General features: G+C 72.3%; 16 protein-coding genes. 6 read left to right on the top strand and 10 right to left on the bottom strand.

Annotated features, from left to right (window positions below; all coding sequences use genetic code 11):
* Positions 1–12: 12 nt before the first annotated feature.
* The 7 genes from ELQ40_RS14915 to ELQ40_RS14945 form a co-directional block, all read right to left on the bottom strand.
* A complete protein-coding gene (locus ELQ40_RS14915) occupies positions 13–900 on the bottom strand; it encodes a MurR/RpiR family transcriptional regulator (RefSeq protein ID WP_127794399.1) in 888 nt (295 codons plus the stop codon).
* Positions 890–1,912, bottom strand: a complete 1,023-nt coding sequence (gene murQ, locus ELQ40_RS14920) for an N-acetylmuramic acid 6-phosphate etherase (RefSeq protein WP_127794400.1) — start codon at positions 1,910–1,912, stop codon at positions 890–892. The genes ELQ40_RS14915 and murQ overlap by 11 nt, the downstream gene beginning before the upstream one ends.
* On the bottom strand, positions 1,909–3,264 hold the full coding sequence (locus tag ELQ40_RS14925) for an anhydro-N-acetylmuramic acid kinase (RefSeq protein ID WP_240665812.1): 1,356 nt from the start codon (positions 3,262–3,264) through the stop codon (positions 1,909–1,911). The genes murQ and ELQ40_RS14925 overlap by 4 nt, the downstream gene beginning before the upstream one ends.
* A gap of 5 nt (positions 3,265–3,269) precedes the next feature.
* Positions 3,270–4,874, bottom strand: coding sequence for a glycoside hydrolase family 3 protein (locus ELQ40_RS14930; protein ID WP_127794402.1), 1,605 nt, complete (start codon positions 4,872–4,874; stop codon positions 3,270–3,272).
* A gap of 3 nt (positions 4,875–4,877) precedes the next feature.
* Positions 4,878–5,723 (bottom strand): carbohydrate ABC transporter permease, encoded by an 846-nt coding sequence (locus ELQ40_RS14935; protein ID WP_370296795.1) that lies wholly within the window; start codon positions 5,721–5,723, stop codon positions 4,878–4,880.
* A gap of 68 nt (positions 5,724–5,791) precedes the next feature.
* Positions 5,792–6,748, bottom strand: coding sequence for a carbohydrate ABC transporter permease (locus tag ELQ40_RS14940; protein ID WP_127795333.1), 957 nt, complete (start codon positions 6,746–6,748; stop codon positions 5,792–5,794).
* A 19-nt stretch (positions 6,749–6,767) separates the two neighbouring features.
* Complete coding sequence (locus tag ELQ40_RS14945) at positions 6,768–8,057, bottom strand: sugar ABC transporter substrate-binding protein (RefSeq protein WP_127794403.1); 1,290 nt, start codon at positions 8,055–8,057, stop codon at positions 6,768–6,770.
* 90 nt (positions 8,058–8,147) lie between these two features.
* Here ELQ40_RS14945 and ELQ40_RS14950 point away from each other — a divergent pair, with 90 nt between their 5' ends.
* A complete protein-coding gene (locus ELQ40_RS14950) occupies positions 8,148–9,158 on the top strand; it encodes an N-acetylglucosamine kinase (RefSeq protein ID WP_127794404.1) in 1,011 nt (336 codons plus the stop codon).
* A gap of 117 nt (positions 9,159–9,275) precedes the next feature.
* A complete protein-coding gene (locus tag ELQ40_RS14955; protein ID WP_164863630.1) occupies positions 9,276–11,000 on the top strand; it encodes a stealth family protein in 1,725 nt (574 codons plus the stop codon).
* A 6-nt stretch (positions 11,001–11,006) separates the two neighbouring features.
* Here ELQ40_RS14955 and ELQ40_RS14960 read toward each other — a convergent pair whose 3' ends face one another.
* The 3 genes from ELQ40_RS14960 to ELQ40_RS14970 all read right to left on the bottom strand — a co-directional run bounded on the left by ELQ40_RS14960 (position 11,007) and on the right by ELQ40_RS14970 (position 14,566).
* Positions 11,007–11,981 (bottom strand): phosphodiesterase, encoded by a 975-nt coding sequence (locus ELQ40_RS14960; protein WP_240665814.1) that lies wholly within the window; start codon positions 11,979–11,981, stop codon positions 11,007–11,009.
* 147 nt (positions 11,982–12,128) lie between these two features.
* Entirely contained in the window at positions 12,129–13,829 is a 1,701-nt protein-coding gene (locus tag ELQ40_RS14965) for an acyl-CoA dehydrogenase family protein (protein WP_127794406.1), read from the bottom strand.
* A gap of 113 nt (positions 13,830–13,942) precedes the next feature.
* Positions 13,943–14,566: a TetR/AcrR family transcriptional regulator gene (locus ELQ40_RS14970; protein ID WP_164863632.1), complete on the bottom strand. Its 624-nt coding sequence runs from the start codon at positions 14,564–14,566 to the stop codon at positions 13,943–13,945.
* A 155-nt stretch (positions 14,567–14,721) separates the two neighbouring features.
* Between ELQ40_RS14970 and ELQ40_RS14975 the strand changes: the two genes are divergently transcribed.
* The 4 genes from ELQ40_RS14975 (at position 14,722) to ELQ40_RS14990 (ending at position 20,644) form a co-directional block, all read left to right on the top strand.
* Positions 14,722–15,396: a DUF998 domain-containing protein gene (locus tag ELQ40_RS14975; RefSeq protein ID WP_127794408.1), complete on the top strand. Its 675-nt coding sequence runs from the start codon at positions 14,722–14,724 to the stop codon at positions 15,394–15,396.
* A gap of 163 nt (positions 15,397–15,559) precedes the next feature.
* Complete coding sequence (locus ELQ40_RS14980) at positions 15,560–16,537, top strand: lytic transglycosylase domain-containing protein (protein ID WP_127794409.1); 978 nt, start codon at positions 15,560–15,562, stop codon at positions 16,535–16,537.
* Positions 16,538–16,775: 238 nt separating this feature from the next.
* Positions 16,776–18,509, top strand: a complete 1,734-nt coding sequence (locus tag ELQ40_RS14985) for an ABC transporter ATP-binding protein (RefSeq protein WP_127794410.1) — start codon at positions 16,776–16,778, stop codon at positions 18,507–18,509.
* Entirely contained in the window at positions 18,506–20,644 is a 2,139-nt protein-coding gene (locus tag ELQ40_RS14990) for an ABC transporter ATP-binding protein (protein ID WP_127794411.1), read from the top strand. The genes ELQ40_RS14985 and ELQ40_RS14990 overlap by 4 nt, the downstream gene beginning before the upstream one ends.
* The last annotated feature ends 109 nt before the right edge of the window (positions 20,645–20,753 follow it).

Consider the following 20,753-nt stretch of genomic DNA (forward strand, 5'->3'; position numbering starts at 1 on the left):
TAGGCCGAGGGTTCAGGCGCCCGCTCGACGCCCGACCGGGACCCGGTGGCCGGCGGTCGCCTCGCGCGTGCGCCGCAGCGGTGCCGCGACCTCCTCGTGGCGGCGCTGCGCGATGCGCACGAACAGGAAGTCGACGAGGGCGAGCTGCGCGATTCGGCTCGACATCGCGCCCATGCGGTACGCCGACTCGCGGGCGCGCGTCACGAGCGCGAGGTCGGCGGCGACGGCGATGGGGGATTCGGGCGAGTTCGTGACGGCGACGGTGAACGCGCCCCCGCTGCGCGCTGCGCGCAGCGCGTCGAGCGTCTCGGTCGTCTGCCCGGAGTGCGACACCGCGATCGCGACGTCGGCCTCGGTGCGCAGCGCCGCGGAGACCAGGGCGAGGTGGATGTCGGCGGAGCACGACGCCGAGACGCCGATGCGGATCAGCTTCTGGTGCAGGTCCTGCGCGGTGAGCCCCGACGCGCCGAACCCGTACAGGTCGACGTGGCGTGCCTGCGCGATCGCGTCGGCCACCCGGTCGAGCGCATCGTCGTCGATCGCCTGCGCGGTCTGCTCGATCGCGAGCGACTCCTGGAAGGCGAGCTTCGTGATGACGTCGCGGGCCGAGTCGTCGGGGCTGATGTCGGCGTCGGCGAGCCCGAAGCGGTCGAGTTCGGCCTGCTCCCGGCTCACGGCGCTCGCGACCGCCAGGCGGAAGTCGCGGTATCCGGCGTACCCGAGGGTCTGGCAGTACCGCGCGACGGTCGACAGCGAGGTGCCGCAGCGGCGCGCGAGGTCGGTGATGGTGAGGTCCACGACGATCGTCGGATCGGCGATGATCGCCTCGGCGACGCGCGCCTCGGCGGAGCTCAGGCGGTCGAGCGACTCGCGGACGCTCGAGAGCACGTCAGCGGACATCAGGCTCCTCGGACTCGGGGCGGGGCGCGGTGCCGGGTTCGGTGGCGGACCCGGTGCGCACGCGGTGGATCGCGTGGCGCAGGATCCCATCTTCCCGGTCGAGCGCGTCGCGGGCGACCACGGGCTCCGCCCCAGTCAGGGTGACGAGGATCGCGGCCTTCACGTCGCCGGCGGCGGCCTCGAGCGCGGCGGCCGCGGCCTCGGCGCCGACGCCGGTGGCGAGCATCACGATGCGCTCGGCACGCACGCGGAGCTTGTCGTTCGTCGCCTGCACGTCGACCATGAGGTTGCCGTGCACCTTGCCGAGCCGCACCATGACGATCGTGGAGATCGCGTTGAGCACGAGCTTCTGCGCGGTGCCCGCCTTCAGGCGGGTGGATCCGGCCACGACCTCGGGGCCGACCTCGACCTCGATCCGCAGGTCGGCCTCGGCGCCGATGGCCGATCCCCTGTTGCCCGCGAGCGCGACCGTGAGCGCGCCGTGGGCCGCCGCATGGCGCAGCGCGCCGATCACGTACGGGGTGCGACCCGACGCCGAGATGCCCAGCACGACGTCGGCGGGCCCGATGCCCAGGGCGGCGAGGTCGGCGGCGCCGAGGTCGGCGTCGTCCTCGGCGTTCTCGACGGCGGTGCGCAGCGCGACGTCGCCGCCCGCGATGAGCCCGAGGACCTGGGCCGGGTCGGTGCCGAACGTCGGCGGCAGCTCGCTCGCGTCGAGCACGCCGAGGCGTCCGGCGGTGCCGGCGCCGAGGTAGACGAGCCGTCCACCCGCGCGCAGGCGCGGCACGATCGCGTCGACGACGACCGCGATGCGCGGTGTCGCCGCCTCGACGGCCGCGACCGCGGCGGCGTTCTCGGCGGCCATTACCGCCACCTGCTGCTCGGTCGAACGCAGGTCGAAGTCGGCGAGGCGGTCGTCGACCGCCTCCGTCGCGAGTTGCGGGAGCATCTCGTGCAGTGCGGTGCGGTCGGCATCCGACACGCGGTCGCGTGCGCCGGATTCGGTGGTCATCGGGTTCCCCCTTCGGAAGCGGGTACTGGTTCGAGGTCGGCCGGCGTGCCGGGAGGAGGGATGACGACGACGGATGCCGCCGCGCCGTGCGCCGCGGTGCCGAGCGTCGCCGGGCCGAGCGGTTCCGGGAGTGCGAGGCCTCGTGGCCCGGGGCTGAGCCGACCCGCGATCCGGGCCTCGGGGCCCTGGATCGTCACCGGGACGCCGTGCCACGACAGCGCGCCGAGCAGCGCGAACATGATCGACTCCTTGAACGCCGGGTCGATGCCACGATCGGCGCTGGAGACGACCCGGATCCCGGCGGCGCCGGCGAGGTCGCGGATCCGGCCGAGCAGCAGCGGGTTCAGCGCACCGCCGCCCGAGACGATGAGCTCGGCGGCGTCGGCAGGCGCGCCGGCGTCGGCAGCACCGCCGTCGGCGAGCGAGTCGACGACGGTTCGCGCGGTGAGCTCGACGAGGGTGGCGAGGAGGTCGGCGGGGGTGATCGCCTCGGCGCCGACGCGGGCGGCTGCGGCGTCGACGACGCCGAGGTGGAAGGTCTCGCGCCCGGTGGTCTTCGGCGCGGGTGCCGCGAAGTAGGGGTGGGCGCTCAGGTCGGCGAGCAGTGCCTCGTGGACGCGGCCTGCCGCGGCGATCCGCCCGCCGTCGTCGTAGGTCCGCTCGCCGCCGGAGGCGCGGGCGACGGCCTCGTCGAGGAGGGCGTTGCCCGGGCCGCTGTCGAAGGCCGTGACCGCACCGTCGGGATGCACGACCTGGACGTTCGCGATGCCGCCGAGGTTCACCGTGGCGATGGCCCGGCCCGCGGTGCGTGCCTGCTCGCCGAGCCAGAGCCGATCGAACACGGCCATGAGCGGCGCTCCCCCGCCGCCGGCCGCGATGTCGGCGGCGCGGAGGTGCGAGAGCACGGGGGCGTCGAGGCGTTCGGCGATCCAGGCGGGCTCGCCGAGCTGCGTCGTGCCGTGCACGCGCCCGCCCTCGACCCAGTGGTGCACGGTCTGCCCGTGCGAGACGACGAGGTCGGGTGCCGAGTCGTTCGCGGCTGTCGTCGCGGCATCCGGGTCGCCGGCGGATGCCTCCGCGACGACGACGGCGGCCGCCTCGGCGAAGGCGCGGCCGAGCCGGTTGTCGAGCCGGCACCACGCGCCCGCGTCGATCGCGCCGCCGAGCGCCGCGTCGAGGATGTCGGCGCGCAGCGGCTCGTCCCAGTCGACGGTGCGCAGCAGCACGGGTGTGATGCGGAAGGCGAGCCCTGCGGGCGCCGCCACGCCGTCGCCGCTCGCGCGGGCATCGAGGTCCACGTCCACGACGGCGACGTCGATCCCGTCGGCGGAGGTGCCGGACTGCAACGACACGATCCTCACGGCCGGCTCCCGCCGAGCGGCAGGCTCCCGCCGAGCACCTCGGCCGCCGCCACCGCCGCGAGCCGGCTCGCCGCACGCGTCTCGACGACCGGGAGGCCGGCGACTCGGGAGTCCGACGGGACGCCCACGTGCACGACGACCGCGTCGCCGCGACCGGCGACCGCCTCGACCACGGCGCGCTGCGCGGCCGAGGCGTCGAGCGCGTCGACGAGCACGACGATGCCGGTCGCGACGATGCCGGTCACGCCGTCCACGGCGCGCTCGACCGCCGGCACGAGCTGGTCGGCCGGAACCGCAACCGGGTCGATGCGGACGACGCGACCACCGGCCGCGATGGTCGACGCCACGTCGGCGTCGGTGTCGACCGCGAGCGTCGTCGCGCGCCGGGCGTCGAGCACGAGGCGTGCAGCCCCGAGGTCGGGCAGCGCACCGTGCACGGTGATGGCCGCACGGGCGACCTCGCGGGCGTCGAACGAGGCATCCGACGAAGCACCGAACGAGGCATCCGTCGAGCCGTCCGACGAGGCGCCGGCGCCTGCGTCGAAGCCGGAGGTCGCGGCATCCGCGACACCGACCGGGGTCCGCACCGACTCGGCGAGCACGGCGACCCGCGCCGCCGCACGCTCGAGCACCTCGACGGCCAGCTCGCCGTCGACGAGCGCGCCGAGTATGGCGTCGCGCACCTCGTCGATGTCGCGTTCGTCCTGGTCGGGAGCCGCGGCAGCCCCCGGGTTGGTCGGGTTGCCGATGCAGAGCAGGTCGGCGCCGGCGCGCAGCGCGAGCACGGCCCCCGGGCCCGCGCCCACCGTCGCGCGGACGGCCGCCATGTCGAGCGCGTCGGTCACGATCGCGCCCTCGAACCCGAGCTCGCGGAGGCGCCCGAGGATCGCGGGGTTCAGCGTCGCCGGGAGGTCGCCCCACTCCGGCACGACCAGGTGCCCGGTCATGATCGACGCGACGCCGGCCTCGATCGCCGCCCGGAACGGCGCGAGGTGCAGCCGCTCGATCTCCTCGACGGACAGGTCGACCGTCGGCAGCGCGTAGTGCGAGTCGACGTGCGTGTCGCCGTGGCCCGGGAAGTGCTTGGCGCATGCCGCGGCGCCGCCGCGCTGGATGCCGCGCACCTGGGCGGCGACGTGCCGCGACACCAGCCCTGGGTCGGTGCCGTAGCTGCGCACGCCGATCACCGGATTGCGCGGGTCGACGTTGACGTCGGCCACCGGTGCGAGCACCACGTTGGCGCCCGCCGCGAGCGAGCGGCGGGCGAGCTCCGCGCCGACGGCCTCGGTGAGCGACACGTCGTCGAGATGGCCGAGCTGCCAGGCGCCCGGCAGCGACGATCCGGAGCCGGCCTCGAGCCGCGTGACGTTGCCGCCCTCCTCATCGATGCCCACGAACACGTCGTCTCGCCCCGCGTGCAGCGAAGCGGCGAGCCGGCGTCGCTGGTCGTCGTCGCCGAGGTTCTGCGCGAACAGCACGGCTCCGGCCAACCCCTCGTCCAGGTCGCGGCGCAACCACCCGGGCACGTCGGTGCCGAGGAACCCCGGCCACAGCACGGCGTTCACCAACCGCCGCAGGGCGGGATCATCGCGGCGAGGCATCCGTCAGCCCTTCACGGCGCCCGCGACCAGGCCGCTCGACAGGCGGCGCTGGACGATGACGAAGAAGATCATGACCGGCAGCGTGATGATCGTCGACGCGGCCATGATGGCGCCCCACTCGTTCGAGTGCTCGCCGAAGAACTGCTTCAGCCCGATGGCGACGGTGTAGTTCTCGGATGCCCCTCCGAGCAGCGTCATCGCGAAGATGAACTCGTTCCACGCCGTGATGAAGCTGAACACGCTCGTCGCGACGAGGCCGGGCATGACGAGCGGCAGCAGCACCGACCGGAACATGCGGCCCCAGCTGGCGCCGTCGATGTACGCGGCCTCCTCGAGTTCGACCGGCACCGCGGCGACGAAGCCGCGGAGCATCCAGATGCCGAACGGCAGCGACAGCGCCACGTACACGACCATGAGGCCCAGCAGCGTGTTGAGCATGCCGAGGTCGCGCACCTGCACGAACAGCGGGATGACGAGCGCCTCGAGCGGCACCATCTGCACGATGAGGATCATCATGAGCATCGCCGTGCGGAACTTGAAGCGGAACCGCGCGACCGCGACCGACGCGAGCAGCGCGAGCAGGGCGCTCGCGAGCACGGTCACGATCGCGACGATCGCCGAGTTCCGCAGGAACACGTCGAACCCGCCCTCGTTCAGCACATAGCTGAAGTTCTCGAGCGACCACTCCCGCGGCAGCAGGGTCTGGCCGCCGGCGCCGGCCTGCGCGTCGAACGCGCTCGAGAGCATCCAGAACGCCGGGAAGAGCGTGAAGACGAGCAGCAGCACGACGAGCACGGCGCGCAGCGCGGCCGACCTGGCCTTACGTCCGGTGCGGCGCGAACGGGGGATGACGCGGGGTGCGTCCTCGCCCGTGACGACCGCCCGCGTCGTCGGGGCGGCGGGCCGGGTCTGCGCGCTCACAGTTCGTCCTCCTTGAGCATGGTGCGGACGTAGACGGCGGTGATGATGAGCAGCACGATCGTGAGCAGCACCGCGATCGCGGAGCCGAAGCCGTACCGGTTCTGCCCGAACGACTCGACGTACGACCAGACGCCGAGGTTCAACGCCTCGCGGTTCGAACCCGCGCCTCCCGGCATCAGGTAGACCTGCGCGAAGACCTTGAAGTCCCAGATGGTCGACAGGATGATGACGACCGCGAAGACCTGCCGCAGGTTCGGCACGATCACCTTCCAGAAGCGTCGCCAGGGGCCCGCACCGTCCATCTCGGCGGCCTCGAGCATCTCCTTGGGCACGCCCAGCAGGCCCGCGAGCACCGTGACGGCGACGAACGGGAAGCCGTGGTGCACGACGTTGAGGAGCACGATCGCGTAGAAGCTCCACCGGTTCGTGAACCAGTTGACGGGGTCGTCCTGGAGGCCGAGCGCCTGGAGGGTCTGGTTGAAGATGCCGCGGTCGGCGTCGAAGATCCAGACCCAGACGTAGGTGCCGGTCACCGCCGGCATGGCCCAGGCGACCATGATCGCGCTCGCGACGACGGTGCGCCAGAAGGTGCCGAGCGAGGCGAGCAGCACGGCGACGGCGGTGCCGAGGCCGACGGTCACGACGACCGCGGCGACCGCGAACCCGACCGTGTTGGGCAGCACGACGGTCCACAGCGTGGGGTCGGTGAAGACCTCGGCGTAGTTCTCGAGGCCGATCCAGTTCGGCTCGCCCGAGACGATCTCACGCAGCCCGTAGTCCTGGAGCGAGAAGAGGAACACCCGCACGAGCGGCCACAGCAGGAGGACCGCGAGGACGGCGAGCGCGGGGGCGAGCAGGAGCCAGGGGCGCAGCCGGTTGAGCGGGCTGCGCCGCCGGCCGGCCCCGCCGGCCGCTCGGGAGTCGTTCGACCCCTTCGCAGTCGGCGGAGCCATGACGGTGCTGGTCACGAGGTCAGTCCTGGTTCATGATCTCGTTCATCTCCGCGGCGGCGTCGGCGGTCGCCTGCTCGACGCTCTTCTGCCCGGAGAGGATGGCCTGGATCGCCGTGTTCGTGGTCTTCTTCGCCTGGACGGCACCGAACTTCGGCGTGACGGGCAGGGCGCCACCGCCGTCGACCATCTGGGTCGCGAACGGCGTGACCAGCGGGTCGTCGGACTCGAGGCTCTCCTCGAGGAGCGAGGTCTGGCCCGGGAAGTAGCCCGTCTCGGCACCCCACTGCTCGGCGAACTCACCGGTCGTCATGAGCTTCATGAACGCCCAGGCGAGGTCCTTGTCGTCGGCCGTCTCGAACATCGAGAGGTGCGATCCGCCGAGCACCGAGGGGGCGATGCCGCCGTCCTGGCCGGGGATCGGCGTGGCGGCGAACTTGCCCTCCATGTCGGCGTTCTTCTCGACGATCGCGGCGGGCGTCCACGAGCCCATGAGGGCCATCGCGACGTTGCCCTGCGCGAAGTTGTCGAGCACGTCGGTCTCCTTCCACGTGGTCGCGCCCGCGCTCGAGAAGCCGTGCTCGGTCGCGAGTCCCGTGTAGAACCCGATGCCCTCCTGCGACTCGGCGCTGTCCAGGCCGGAGACCCACTCGCCGTCCTCGTCGACCGAGACCTCGCCGCCGGCGCCCCAGACCCAGGGGTACACGCCGAACTCGGCGTCGCCGGGCACGGCGAAGGCGCTCATCTCGGGGTGCGCGGCCTTGATGGCGTCGCCCGCTGCGACGATCTCGTCCCACGTGGTCGGCGCCTCGAGGCCGAGCTCGGTGAACACGTCGGCGCGGTAGACGAGCGAGCGGACGCCCGCGTACCACGGCATGCCGTAGAGCTCGTCGTCGTAGGTGCCGGACTCGACGAGCCCCTCGACCAGGTCGCCGCCCAGGTCGTCGCCGTCGACGTACTCGGTGATGGGGGCGAGCGCGCCGGCGTCGGCGAACTCGGCGGTCCAGGTGGTGCCCGTCTCCGCGACGTCGGGGGACGTGCCGCCCGCGATCGACGTGACGAAGCGGTCGTGGGCGTCGGCCCATTCGACGAACTCGACGTTGAGCTCTGCGCCGGTCTCCTCGGTGAAGGCCTCGCCGACCGCGTCGAAGAAGGCCTCGGAGTCGGGGTTGGTGCCCTGCATGATCCAGACGTCGAGGGTCTTGCCCTCGCCGTCGGCCGAGCCGCCGTCGGAGGAACCGCCCGCGCAGGCGCTGAGCGCGAGCGCGGCGGTGACCCCGAGTGCGGCGAACGGAAGCATTCGTGTACGCATGGTGGATGGACTCCTCATCGGAACTCTTCGGTGGTGCGCCGCGAGACCCCGCGGCGGTGCAAAGGTGATTGGAAGTAGTATTCAACAATCATGACCGGGCTGCAAGTTTCTTCCACGGGCCTTCCGGTCCTGGGCATCGACCTGGGCGGAACCGGCAGCCGCGCTGCGCTCGCAGGCGGCCCGCTCACCGGTCGACGCGGCGCCGACGACGGGCGGACCGCCGACGACGGCCGGATCGAGTTCACGGGTGCGGCCCTTCGAGTCTCCCCCGCCGGGTCCGACGTCGTCGACCTCGCCGAGGCGCTCATCGTCGAGGCCCGCCGGCGCGCAGCGGATGCCCCGCCGGCCGCGGTCGGCATCGGCGCGAGCGGCGCGGCATCCCTCGTCGACGACCCCGCCGCGGCCGCGCGGCGCCTCGCCCTGGCCGCCGGTGCGCCCGTGGTGTTCGCGGCCGACGTCGTCACCGCGCATGCCGGGGCGCTCGGCGGACGCGCCGGCGCCGTCGTCGCCGTCGGCACCGGCAGCATCGCGCTCGGCACCGACCACGTCGACGTCTGGCGGCGCGTCGGCGGGTGGGGACACCTCTACGACGACCGCGGATCGGGCTCGTGGATCGGGCTCGCGGCGCTGCGCGCCGCGATCGAGACGCACGACGGCATCCGCGACGACGCCCACGCCCTGCTCGACGCCGCGGTCGCCAGGTTCGGCCCGGCACCGGGCTGGCCGGCAGCGCTCTACCCGCGGCCCGACCGCGCCGGGGTCGCCGCCGGGCTCGCGCGCGACGTCGCCGCCCTCGCCGACGACGGAGACCCGGTCGCCCGGAGCATCCTGGACGAGGCCGGGCGGCTCGTCGCCGGATCGCTCGCCGCAGCCCTCGACCCGTCGCTGCCGGCGCTCGCGTCGTACACCGGCGGACTGTTCGCCTCGCCGCGCTTCACCGAGGCGTTCCGCACCGAGTTCGCCGGGCTCGCGCCGGACGCCGAACTCGTCGCACCGGCCGGCGATCCGCTCGACGGCGCCGTGCACCTCGCGCGGCGCCTCGCGAACCCCGTCGGCGCCGCGATGTCAACCCTCCCAGGGTTCCGCTGGCTCGCGGGGTGACCGGGTCGCCGGGCGCATAGGATCGACGCATCCCCGACCTGACGGCGCCCGCGGAGGCGCCATCGTCGTCGACGGAACCCTCGACCGAACGGAGCACCCCTGGACCTGCCCGACCGCGTGACCGACCGCGAACCCACCGCCGACCGCCCTCGCGCCTTCGCGCAGCCCGAATCCGCGCGCCACGATGCGCCCGCCGCCGCGCGCTTCGAGATCGCCGACGCGCCCGAGCTCGTGCTGGTGCGCGGCAACCGGCGGTTCGACCGCGACGACGTGGTCGTCCGCAAGGGCGAGTACGCGCTGCGGAACGGGCACTCGGCCCCGCTGCAGTCGCAGGTCGAGGACCTCCTCGCGATCCGCCGTGTGCTCGACGAAGCGGGCATCCGGTACCTGCTCGTCCGCGGCGACGGCGACCGACCGGTCATCGCCGTCGACCGCGCCGCCAGGCGCGAACTCGCGCGCGCGTTCGCCGCCGCGTTCGCCGACGAACCGTTCTACTCCGTGCCGATCGCCCCGAAGAAGGCGCTCGGCACCACCGCCGTGCTCCTCGCCGACGGCTCGCTCGCCGCGCACCGCAAGGCGAGCGCGTTCCGCGTCTACCGCCCGCGCGTCGAACCGCTCGGACGCCTGCGGTACGGCCCCGACACCGCACCCCAGCTCGAGCTGTGGCGCTTCGGCGACGAGACCATCGAGGCGCCCCTGCCCAACGCGCTCATGCGCATGACGATGCCGCGCGGGGAGGCCGTCGAGACGACCGTCGACCGGTTCGGCGTGGAGTGGCCCACGATCGAGCACATGTGGCATCCGCTCGCGAGCGACGTCGACTTCGACATCGACATCGTCTTCTCGTGGGTCGACGGGTCCAGCGACGAGTTCCTCCGCGAGCGCGCCAAGCGCATGCAGAGCTACGTCGTCGGCGACGGCGACGACTCCGAGGCCAGGTACCGGCAGATCGACGAGCTGAAGTACGCGCTGCGCAGCGTCGAACTGTTCGCGCCGTGGATCCGGAAGATCTTCATCGCGACCGACTCCCCGGCGCCGAAATGGCTCGCCGACCACCCCAAGGTGCGCGTCGTGCGCAGCGAGGAGTTCTTCCCCGACCTGTCGGTGCTGCCCACGCACAACTCGCACGCCGTCGAGAGCCAGCTGCACCGCATCGACGGGCTCGCCGAGCACTTCCTCTACTCGAACGACGACATGTTCTTCGGGCGCCCCGTCTCGCCCGACGTGTTCTTCTCGCCCGGCGGCGTCACCAAGTTCGTCGAGGCCGGCACCCGCATCGGGCTCGGCGAGTCGAACCCGCAGCGCAGCGGATTCGAGAACGCCGCGCGGGTCAACCGGGCGCTCCTCGCGAAGCGGTTCGGCAAGGTCACGACCCGGCACCTCGAGCACTGCGCCGCCCCGCTGCGTCGCTCGGTGATGGCCGAGCTCGAGGCGGCGTTCCCCGAGGAGTTCCGCGCCACGGCCGCGAGCCGGTTCCGCTCGGCGACCGACATCTCGGTGACGAACTCGCTGTACCACTACTACGCGCTGCTCACCGGCAAGGCCGTCACGCAGACGCAGGTCCACGTGCAGTACATCGAGACGACGCTGCGCCGGGCGCTGCCCGCGATGGACCGCCTGCTCAAGCGGCGCGACGTCGACATGTTCTGCCTGAACGACGGATCGAAGCCCGAGATCCCGGTCGACGTGCGCACCACGGCGGTCACCGAGTTCCTCGAGCGCTACTTCCCGTTCCCGGCGCCCTGGGAGCAGCCGGTGGCGGATGCCGCGGCATCCGCTTCGGCATCCGCTTCGGCATCCGCTTCGACGACGGGCGCGGCGCTTCCGGCTGACGCGAGCTGACGGGCGCTACGGCAGCAGGATCGGCTCGGTGAACGGTCCGCCGGCGAGCGCCCGGTCGAACGCGTCGTCCTCCGGCGAGCGCGCGGTGCCGATCGACGCCGCAGGCGCGAAGCGGATGCCGTCGGCCGCGAGCCGGCGCGCCGACTCGTCGGCGTCGATCCAGTCGAGCGCCTCGAACTCGCCGAGCGGCACGACCGAGTGCAGCACCGTCGAGGGGTACACGTGCACGAGGTTGAACGCGCGCGCGCCGTCGCGGCCGCGCGTGCCGCCGACGGGCACGTTGAGGTCCTGCGTGTAGCAGGTCGCCGACGCGACCGAGACGGGGATCCCGGCGAACGTACCGGTCGTCGAGTAGTGCAGGTGGCCGCCGATGATCGAGCGGATGTCGCTGCCCGCGACGACCTCGGCCAATCCCCCCTGCTCGCGCAGCTCGACGGATGCCGCGAGGTCGAGCACGCTCGGCACCGGCGGGTGGTGGAGCGCGAGGATCGAGCCGTACGGGGCATCCGTCGCGAGCTCCTCGGCGAGCCAGTCCAGCTGCTCGCCCGTCACCTCGCCGTGGTGGTGGCCGGGGACCGTCGTGTCGAGCGCGATCACGCGCAGCCCGTTGACGTCGTGCACGCGGTCGACCGGGCGCGTGCCGCCGGCGGGCTGGTCGAGCAGGCCCCGACGGAACGCCGACCGGTCGTCGTGGTTGCCCATGACCCAGATGACCTCGGCGCCGATGCGCTCGGCGGCCGGCTCCACGATCCGGCGCAGGCGCGCGTAGGCGTCGGGCTCGCCCTTGTCGGCGAGGTCGCCGGTCAGCACGATCGCGTCGGGCCGCCCGTTCGACGCCTCGAACTCGGCGAAGAGGCGGCGCAGGTGGTCCTCGCTCGGCACGCGGTCGTAGAGCCGACCGCCCTCGGCGAGGAGGTGGGTGTCGGAGATGTGGAGCAGGAAGTGGGTCGGCCGGGGGTACTCGGCCGTACGGCTCGTCACGGGAATCCCATCGTCGATCGTCACGCGCGTCATCGGGCGTTCGCGCGTTCACGGTAGCCCAGCATCCGTTCCTGTACGTGCGGTGAACGCGGCGTGTGACGGTTCGTGGCGGATTCGTGACCGGCCGGGGTGGCGCGCGGCGCCGGCTCAGGCGCGCTCGAGCAGGGCGTCCAGGTCGATCCCGGCCGGCAGTGCGCCGTACTGCTGGGCCCGGCGGCCGCCCAGTCGCGACGTGACGAACGCGTCGGAGACCGCGGCCGGTGCGTGCTCGACGAGCAGGGCCGACTGGAGCACGAGCCCGAGGCGTTCGGTCAGCTCGCGTGCCCGCAGCGCGGCGAGCCCGGCCCGATCGGCGGCCAGGTCGCGGCCGAGTTCGCCGGCGAGCGCGCGCACGTCGTCGACCTCGGCATCGAGCGACGCATGGATGCCCCGCGCACGCCCGACCTCGTCGAAGTACGCCTCGAACGACTCCGGCTCGCGCGCGAGCGCCCGCAGCACGTCGAGCGCGATGACGTTGCCCGAGCCCTCCCAGATCGCGAGCAGCGGCTGCTCGCGATAGCGCCGGGCGAGCGGGAAGGCCTCCGTGTAGCCGTTGCCGCCGAGGCACTCGAGCGCTTCGGCCGCGTGCCCGGCCCCGCGCTTGCTGACGTGGTACTTCGCCACGGCGGTCGCGAGGCGGCGGAACGCGATCGTGTCGGCATCCGCATCGTCGTCGTAGGCGCGGGCGAGCCGTATCGCGGTCCACGTCGCCGCCTCGGACTCGAGCGCGAGATCGGCGACGACCTGCCGCATGACCGGCTGGTCGACGAGGGATGCCCCGAACGCCCGCCGGTGCCGAACGTGCCAGGATGCCTCCGCGACCGCCTGCCGCATACCCGCGGCGGTTCCGAGCACGCAGTCGAGACGGGTGCGGGTCACCATCTGCACGATCGCGGCGACGCCTCGGCCCTCCTCGCCGACGACGAAGCCGACCGTGCCGTCGAACTCGACCTCGCTCGACGCGTTCGACCGGTTGCCGAGCTTGTCCTTCAGGCGTTGGATGCGGAACGGGTTGCGCGCGCCGTCGGGCAGCACCCGCGGCACGAAGACGCACGTGAGCCCGCCCGGCGCCTGCGCGAGCACGAGGAACGCGTCGCTCATCGGCGCACTGCAGAACCACTTGTGCCCGTCGAGCACGACCCGACGGCCCCACGCGTCGTCGTCGCCCGTCGGCGTCGCGGTCGTCGTGTTGGCCCGGACGTCGGACCCGCCCTGCTTCTCGGTCATCGCCATGCCGATGAGCGCCGAGCGCTTCACGGTACCGGTCGCGGCGACGTCGTCGTCGAGCCTCGGTTCGTAGTCGCGGCTCAGCAGGCGGGGCATCCAGTCGGCGGCGAGCCCGGATGCCCCGAGCCGCAGCGTCGGCACCGCGGCGTGGGTCATCGAGACCGGGCACGCGTGCCCGGGCTCGACCTGGGCGAACAGGAAGAACGCGGCGGCGCGGTCGACGCTCGCTCCCGGCCCGGGATCGGCCCAGGACGACGTGTGCGCGCCCGCCGCGACGGCTGCGGCGATCACCCGGTGGTACGCGTCGTCGTACTCGACCTCGTCGATGCGGCCACCCCACCGGTCGTGCGTGCGCAGCACCGGGGGGCGGGTGTTCGCGTGCTCGGCGTCGCGCTGGAACGCGGCCGAGCCGACGAGTCGCCCGATCGCGGCGAGCCGGTCGGCCGCGGCGGGCGTGCCCCACCGGGCGACGGCCTCGGCGAGCGGGGCGTCCGCCGCGTACTCGTCGATGTCCGTGCGCGGCGGGACCTGGTTCAGTGCGTCGTGCGTCGCGTGGCGGGTTGTGCTCTCGGCTCGGATCATCGTCGACCTCCGCGTCCCATTGTGGTCGGCCTGCGGCGGACGTCGTCGCCCTGCGCCGAACCTGGCCGGCATCCCGTCGTCGCGTCGCCGGCCGCGCGGGCATCCGCAGCCGCTCAGCGCGCCGCGTACGCCTGGAGGAACGCCGCAGCGCCGAGCTCGGCCCGGTCGACGGCCGCGGCGACCTCGACCGGCCCGCCGCCGGGGCCCGTTGCCGGCGCGGCGACGAACAGCGCGCGATCGAGCGACGCGCCGATCGCGAGGAAGGCGAAGTGCTCGGCGGCGAGCGCGGCGTCGTCGAACTCCAGCGCGCCTCGTTGCCGGAACGCCTCGAGGGCCTCGGCGATCCCCGCCATCACCCGTTCGGGCGCGCGCTCGCGGTACTCGGCGGCGAGGTCGGGGAATCGCACGGCCTCCGCGATGAGCAGCCGGCGGAGCGGCACGACGAGACCGCCGAGCACGGATTCGGCGAGCAATCGTGCGAGCTCTCGAAGCGCGACGTCGACGTCGGCGGCGGTCGCGATCGAGGCCGCGAGCGTCGTCGAGAACCGCTCGGCGGTGTCGATGGCCTGCAGGATGATCGCCCGGAAGAGCTGTTCCTTGTCGTCGAACACGTTGTAGACCGTGCGCTTGGAGACGCCGGCTTCCGCGGCGACGTCGTCGACGCTCGTCGCCGGGTAGCCGTCCTCGAGGAAGCGCCGAGTCGCCGCCGCGGTGATGAGCGCGCGCGACCGGGTCACTCGCGGATCCTCGTACGCCGGCGATCCGGCCCGTGCGGGGTTCGTCATGCGACCGCCCAATCTCTTGCACTCATTCGTTTACTTTTGCTCGCTTCGGTGTAATACTACACCGGTACGTGCAATACGCGGCACCCGACACGGAAGGAACGATGAACATGAGCACCGCAGCCGACCTCCCCGCCTCGACCTTCGACCGAGGGCGGGCGGTCACGAAGGCACTCCTCGGGTGGGGCGTCGTCGCCGGCCCGTTCTACGTCGCCGTCGGCCTGGCCCAGGCACTCCTCGTGCCGGGCTTCGACCTGTCGCGACACGCGCTCAGCCAGCTCCTGCTCGGCCCGTTCGGCTGGATCCAGGCCGTGAACCTCGTGCTCAGCGGGCTCATGGTGCTCGCCGCCGCGATCGGATACGCGCGCCTCGTCGGCGGCCGCGCGGGCGGGTGGGCCGGCTCGCTCCTGGGCGTCTACGGCGCCAGCCTGTTCGGCGCCGCCGTGTTCCCGCCCGACCCGGTCCGCGGCTTCCCCGCCGGCGCCGCCGAGACCGTCTCGACGAGCGGCCTGCTCCACCTCGCGTGCGGCGCGGTCGGATTCCTCTGCCTCGCCGCGGCCGCGATCGTGGTCGGCCGTTGGTTCGCCCGTACGGAGCACCGCATCGCCGCCACCTGGTCGACCATCGCCGCCGTGATCATCGTGGCAGGCTTCATCGGCGGCGCGGCACTCGCGACCGCGACCATCGGCATCGCACTGCTGTGGATCGCCGTGCTCGCCGGGTGGACCTGGCTCGCCGCGGCATCCGTCGTCGCCTACCGAGCGGCGCCGAGCCCGGACTGCTGACCTTCGCCCGCGAGCCGCACCGGCTCGTTATCGACTTGTGACCTCGCCGAGCGTCGCGTATGGTGACCCGGGTCAGAGGAAGTCCCGCGGGGAGGGGTTCCCGCGGCCGATGAGCATGACGGATCGGCGGCGCCGGCGGGCGCGCGATCCCGGGGGAAAACGCATGGGTGAATCCGAACCGTCGTCGACCGTCCGTTCCGAGTCGGGAGGCGCCGAAGGCACCCGAACGCTCGCCGGGCCGGAGCAGTTGCTCGGCAGGCGCAGCGTCCGCGGCGGGGTCCGGACCCTCTTCGCGTCGGCTGCGGTGGTCGCCCTCGCGGCGACCGGCGGCACCGGGTTCCTCGCGCAGACGACCGCGCTCGAACGCCAGGAGGCGGTCGCCGCGACCACGGCGATGACCGCGGCCACCGAGCGGGAGCCCGACCAGATCGCCGCCGGCGGCGACATCCTGCGGTCCCGGGTCGCGAGTGCCGCCCTGGCCGCGCTCGACCAGGCGGAGGCCGTCACCGCCTCCGCCTCGGGCAAGGCCGACGCGGCCGACCTGCAGGCGACGGTCGCGCAGCTCGAAGCCCATGCGCTCATCGATCCGGAGCAGGTCTACCGGCTCGTGAGAGTCGCGCAGGACCAGTCGGCGCAGGTCACCGCGGCCGTCGCCGAGTTCGACCGGCTCGAGGCCGAGCGCATCGCGGCCGAGGAGGCCGCCCGACAGCAGGCCGAGCGCATCGCCGCCGAGCAGGCCGCGGCCGAGCGTGCGGCCGCCGAGGAGGCGGCCGGGTCCGGGTCCTCCGGCGGCGGATCCGGCGGAGGCGGTGGCGGCCCGGCCGCGCCGTCCAACCCCAGCGGGGCGCAGGCGATCGCACGGGATATGGGTGCGGCCCGCTACGGCTGGGGCGACGACCAGTTCGGATGCCTCGTCGCGGTGTGGAACTACGAGTCCGGCTGGAACGTGTACGCCTCGAACGGCTCGAGCGGCGCCTACGGCATCCCCCAGGCCCTGCCCGGGTCGAAGATGGCCTCGCACGGCGCCGACTGGCAGTCGAACCCCGCGACGCAGATCTCCTGGGGCATCGACTACATCGCCGGCCGCTACACGAACCCGTGCGGAGCGTGGGGGCACATCCAGTCGACCGGGTGGTACTGAGCCGCCCGGGGACACTCGGCCTGGATCTCGGCACTGACCCGGAGTTTCGCCCTCCGTGAACACGCGTGTCGGTAGGTCCTCCTAGGTTGAAGGAATCCAGCCGAAATGTGAGGCTGGAGCGCTGCGCGAGCGCATGGGGGTGCGACACCCGCGCAGCGCCCCGATGTCGAACCGCGCGCACGAACCCGCCGGCGAGACATCCGACCTTCCCGTTTCGCGCCCCCGACCTGGAGAACCAATGCTCGCGCGCCTGCTCCTCCGCTATCTCAAACCCTACAAATGGCTCCTCCTCGGGGTGCTGGTGTTCCAAGCGCTCTCGGCCGTCGGCAGCCTCGTCCTCCCCCGCCTGAACGCCGACATCATCGACGAGGGCGTCTCGAAGGGCGACACCGAGTACATCTGGCAGACGGGCGCCGTCATGCTGGCGCTCTCGCTCGCCCAGATCACCGCGTCGATCATCGCGACCTACTTCGCCGCGAAGGCCGCCATGCGACTCGGCCGCGACATCCGCAACGACGTCTTCGAGCGGGTCTCGAACTTCTCCGAACGCGAGGTGTCCAGCTTCGGCGCCGGTTCGCTCATCACCCGCAACACAAACGACGTGCAGCAGGTGCAGATGCTCGCGATGTCGACCGCGACCTTCCTGATCACGGCGCCGCTGCTGGCCATCGGCGGCATCGTGCTCGCACTCCAGCAGGATGTCGGGCTGAGCTGGATCATCGGCGTCGCGGTCCCGACGCTGCTCATCCTCGCCGGCGTCATCATCGGGCGCATGGTGCCGCTGTTCCGCACCTACCAGCGCAGGCTCGACGCGGTGAACCGCATCATGCGCGAGCAGCTCACCGGCATCCGGGTCATCCGCGCCTTCGTGCGCGAGCCGATCGAGGAGGCGCGCTTCCGTGAGGCGAACACCGACATCATGGTCGTCGGCCGCAACGTCGGTTCGCTCTTCGTCCTGCTGTTCCCGCTGTTCATGCTGATCCTCAACGTCACGACCGTGGCCGTGATCTGGTTCGGCGCGATCGAGGTCGACGCCGGCAACGTGCAGATCGGCACCCTCCTCGCCTTCATGCAGTACATCGGCATCATCCTCGGCGGCGTGCTCATGGCGAGCTTCATGACGATGATGATCCCCCGCGCCGCGGTGTCGGCCGACCGCATCGGCGAAGTCCTCGCGGCCTCGACCTCGCTCGAGCGGCCCGCCGACGCGGTCTCCGCGTTCCCGGCGCCCGGCAGGGTCGAGTTCCGCAGCGCAGGCTTCACCTATCCGGGCGCGGAGCACCCCGTGCTCTCCGACATCACGTTCGAGGCCCGGCCCGGCGAGACCGTCGCCGTGGTCGGCTCGACCGGAGCCGGCAAGACCACGCTCGTCTCGCTCATCCCCCGGCTCTTCGACGTGACCGACGGGAGCGTCCTCGTCAACGGCGTCGACGTGCGCGAAGCCGACCTCGAGGCGATGTGGAAGACGATCGGGCTCGTCCCGCAGCGACCCTTCCTGTTCACCGGCACGGTCGCCTCGAACCTCCGGTTCGGCCGGGAGGACGCCACCGACGAGGAGCTCTGGCACGCACTCGAGATCGCGCAGGGCCGTGACTTCGTCGAGAACATGGAGGGGCAGCTCGAGGCGCGCATCGCGCAGGGCGGCACCAACGTGTCGGGCGGCCAGCGGCAGCGACTCGCGATCGCCCGGGCGATCGTGCACCGCCCCGGCATCCTCGTCTTCGACGACTCGTTCTCCGCGCTCGACCTGACGACCGACGCCCGGCTCAGGCAGGCGTTGTGGCGGGAACTGCCCGAGGTCACGAAGATCGTCGTCGCGCAGCGCATCTCGACGATCACCGAAGCCGACCGCATCATCGTGCTCGAAGACGGCGGCATGGTCGGGCTGGGCACGCACGAGGAGCTCCTCGAGACGAACCAGACCTACCGCGAGATCGTCGAATCCCAGCTCGGAGTGGAGGCCGCCCGATGACCACCCCCGCCCCGAACACGGACCGGAAGAACGCCAAGCCCGAGCCGGAGCTCTCCGAGGAGGAGCGCCTCGAACTCGAACTCGCCGAACAGGCCCGCATCTCGGCCGACGACTGGTCGGGCGCCGTCGCGCCCGGCAAGGCGAAGAACTTCCGCGAGAGCTTCGGCCGCCTGCTCGGGCTGCTGAAGCCGCACGCCTGGGCCTTCGCCTTCGTCTCGCTGCTCGGCGCCATCGGCGTGCTGCTCACGGTGCTCGCACCCAAGGTGCTCGGTGAGGCGACGAACCTCATCTTCGCCGGGGTGATCGGCCGCCAGCTGCCCCCGGGCACCACGACCGAGCAGGCCGTCGATGGCCTGCGCGCCAGCGGCCAGGAGGAGCTCGCGAACATCGTCGCCGCCGCCGGCGTCACCCCCGGCGAGGGCATCGACTTCGTCCGCCTGAGCCAGGTGATCATCCTCGTGCTCGCCCTGTTCATCGCGGCCGGCGTGCTGACCTGGCTCCAGGGCTACGTCATCAACGTCATCATGGTGAAGACGATGTGGCGGCTCCGCGAGGAGGTCGAGGCGAAGATCAACCGCCTGCCCCTGCGCTACTTCGACAAGGTGCAGCGCGGCGAGCTCATCTCGCGGGTGACGAACGACATCGACAACATCACGCAGACGATGCAGCAGTCGCTGTCGGGCGCACTCACCGCGGTGCTCACCGTCGTCGGCGTGCTCATCATGATGTTCTCGATCTCGTGGCAGCTCTCCCTCGTCGCCCTGGTCTCGCTCCCGCTCATGGGCGTCATCTTCGGCGTCATCGGCCCGAAGTCGCAGAAGGCGTTCGGGATCCAGTGGCGCAAGGTGGGGCGCCTCAACGCCCGCGTCGAGGAGTCCTTCTCCGGCCACGCGCTCGTGAAGGTCTTCGGTCGCGAGGCGTCGAGCCGCGAGGCGTTCGCCGCGGAGAACGAGGAACTCTACGAGTCCGCGTTCAAGGCGCAGTTCCTCGCGAACATCATGATGCCCGCGATGATGTTCATCGGGAACCTGATGTACGTCGGCATCGCCGTGCTCGGCGGCCTCATGGTCGCGACCGGCCAACTGCGCCTCGGCGACGTGCAGGCGTTCATCCAGTACTCGCAGCAGTTCACGCAGCCGCTCTCGGAGCTCGGTGGCATGGCCGCGGTCGTGCAGTCGGGCACCGCGTCGGCCGAGCGCGTCTTCGAACTGCTCGACGAGGAGGAGCAGGAGCCCGACGCAGTCGACGCCCCGGCACCCGCCGACGGCGACGGCACGATCGAGTTCGACCACGTGTCGTTCTCGTACGACCCCGCGCACCCGCTGATCCGCGACCTGTCGTTCCGAGTCGAGCCCGGGCAGACGGTCGCGATCGTCGGACCGACCGGAGCGGGCAAGACGACGCTCGTGAACCTCATCATGCGGTTCTACGAGCTCGACGGCGGGCGCATCCTGCTCAACGGCCAGAACGTCGCGGACCTCACCCGGCACGACATCCGCGCGAAGACCGGCATGGTCCTCCAGGACCCGTGGCTGTTCGCCGGATCGATCCGCGAGAACATCCGGTACGGTCGCGCGGACGCCACCGACGACGACATCCTCGCGGCCGCGAAGGCGACCTACGTCGAGCGATTCGTGCACTCGCTGCCCGACGGATACGACACGATCCTCGACGAGGACGCGTCGAACGTCTCGGCGGGCGAGAAGCAGCTCATCACGATCGCTCGCGCCTTCGTGGCGCAGCCGAGCGTGCTCATCCTCGACGAGGCGACGAGCTCGGTCGACACCCGCACGGAGCTCCTGCTCCAGCAGGCCATGGCCGCGCTTCGCGAGGGCCGCACGTCGTTCGTGATCGCGCACCGGCTCTCGACGATCCGCGACGCCGACCTCATCCTCGTGATGGAGCACGGCGACATCGTCGAGCAGGGAACGCACGACGAACTCATCGCCGCGAAGGGCGCCTACTACCGCCTCTACAACTCGCAGTTCGAGCAGGCCGCGACCGACCTCGACGCCGAGCTCGCGGCGACGGAGGGCACCACGGTCACCGGTTCCGTGCCCGCCGTCGGACTCGCCGAGGCGACCGAGGAGGCGTTCGAGCGGAAGGTCGACGCCGCGGTCGAGTCCGAGGTGTAGTCGGGCCGAGTCGGCGCGAACCGCGCTGACACTCGGACGACGCGAACGGGCGGATGCTTCGGCATCCGCCCGTTCGTCGTCTGCGCCGCACGCGCGTTCGTCTCCGATG

The sequence above is a fragment of the Agromyces sp. LHK192 genome (assembly GCF_004006235.1).
Classification (GTDB): Bacteria; Actinomycetota; Actinomycetes; order Actinomycetales; family Microbacteriaceae; genus Agromyces.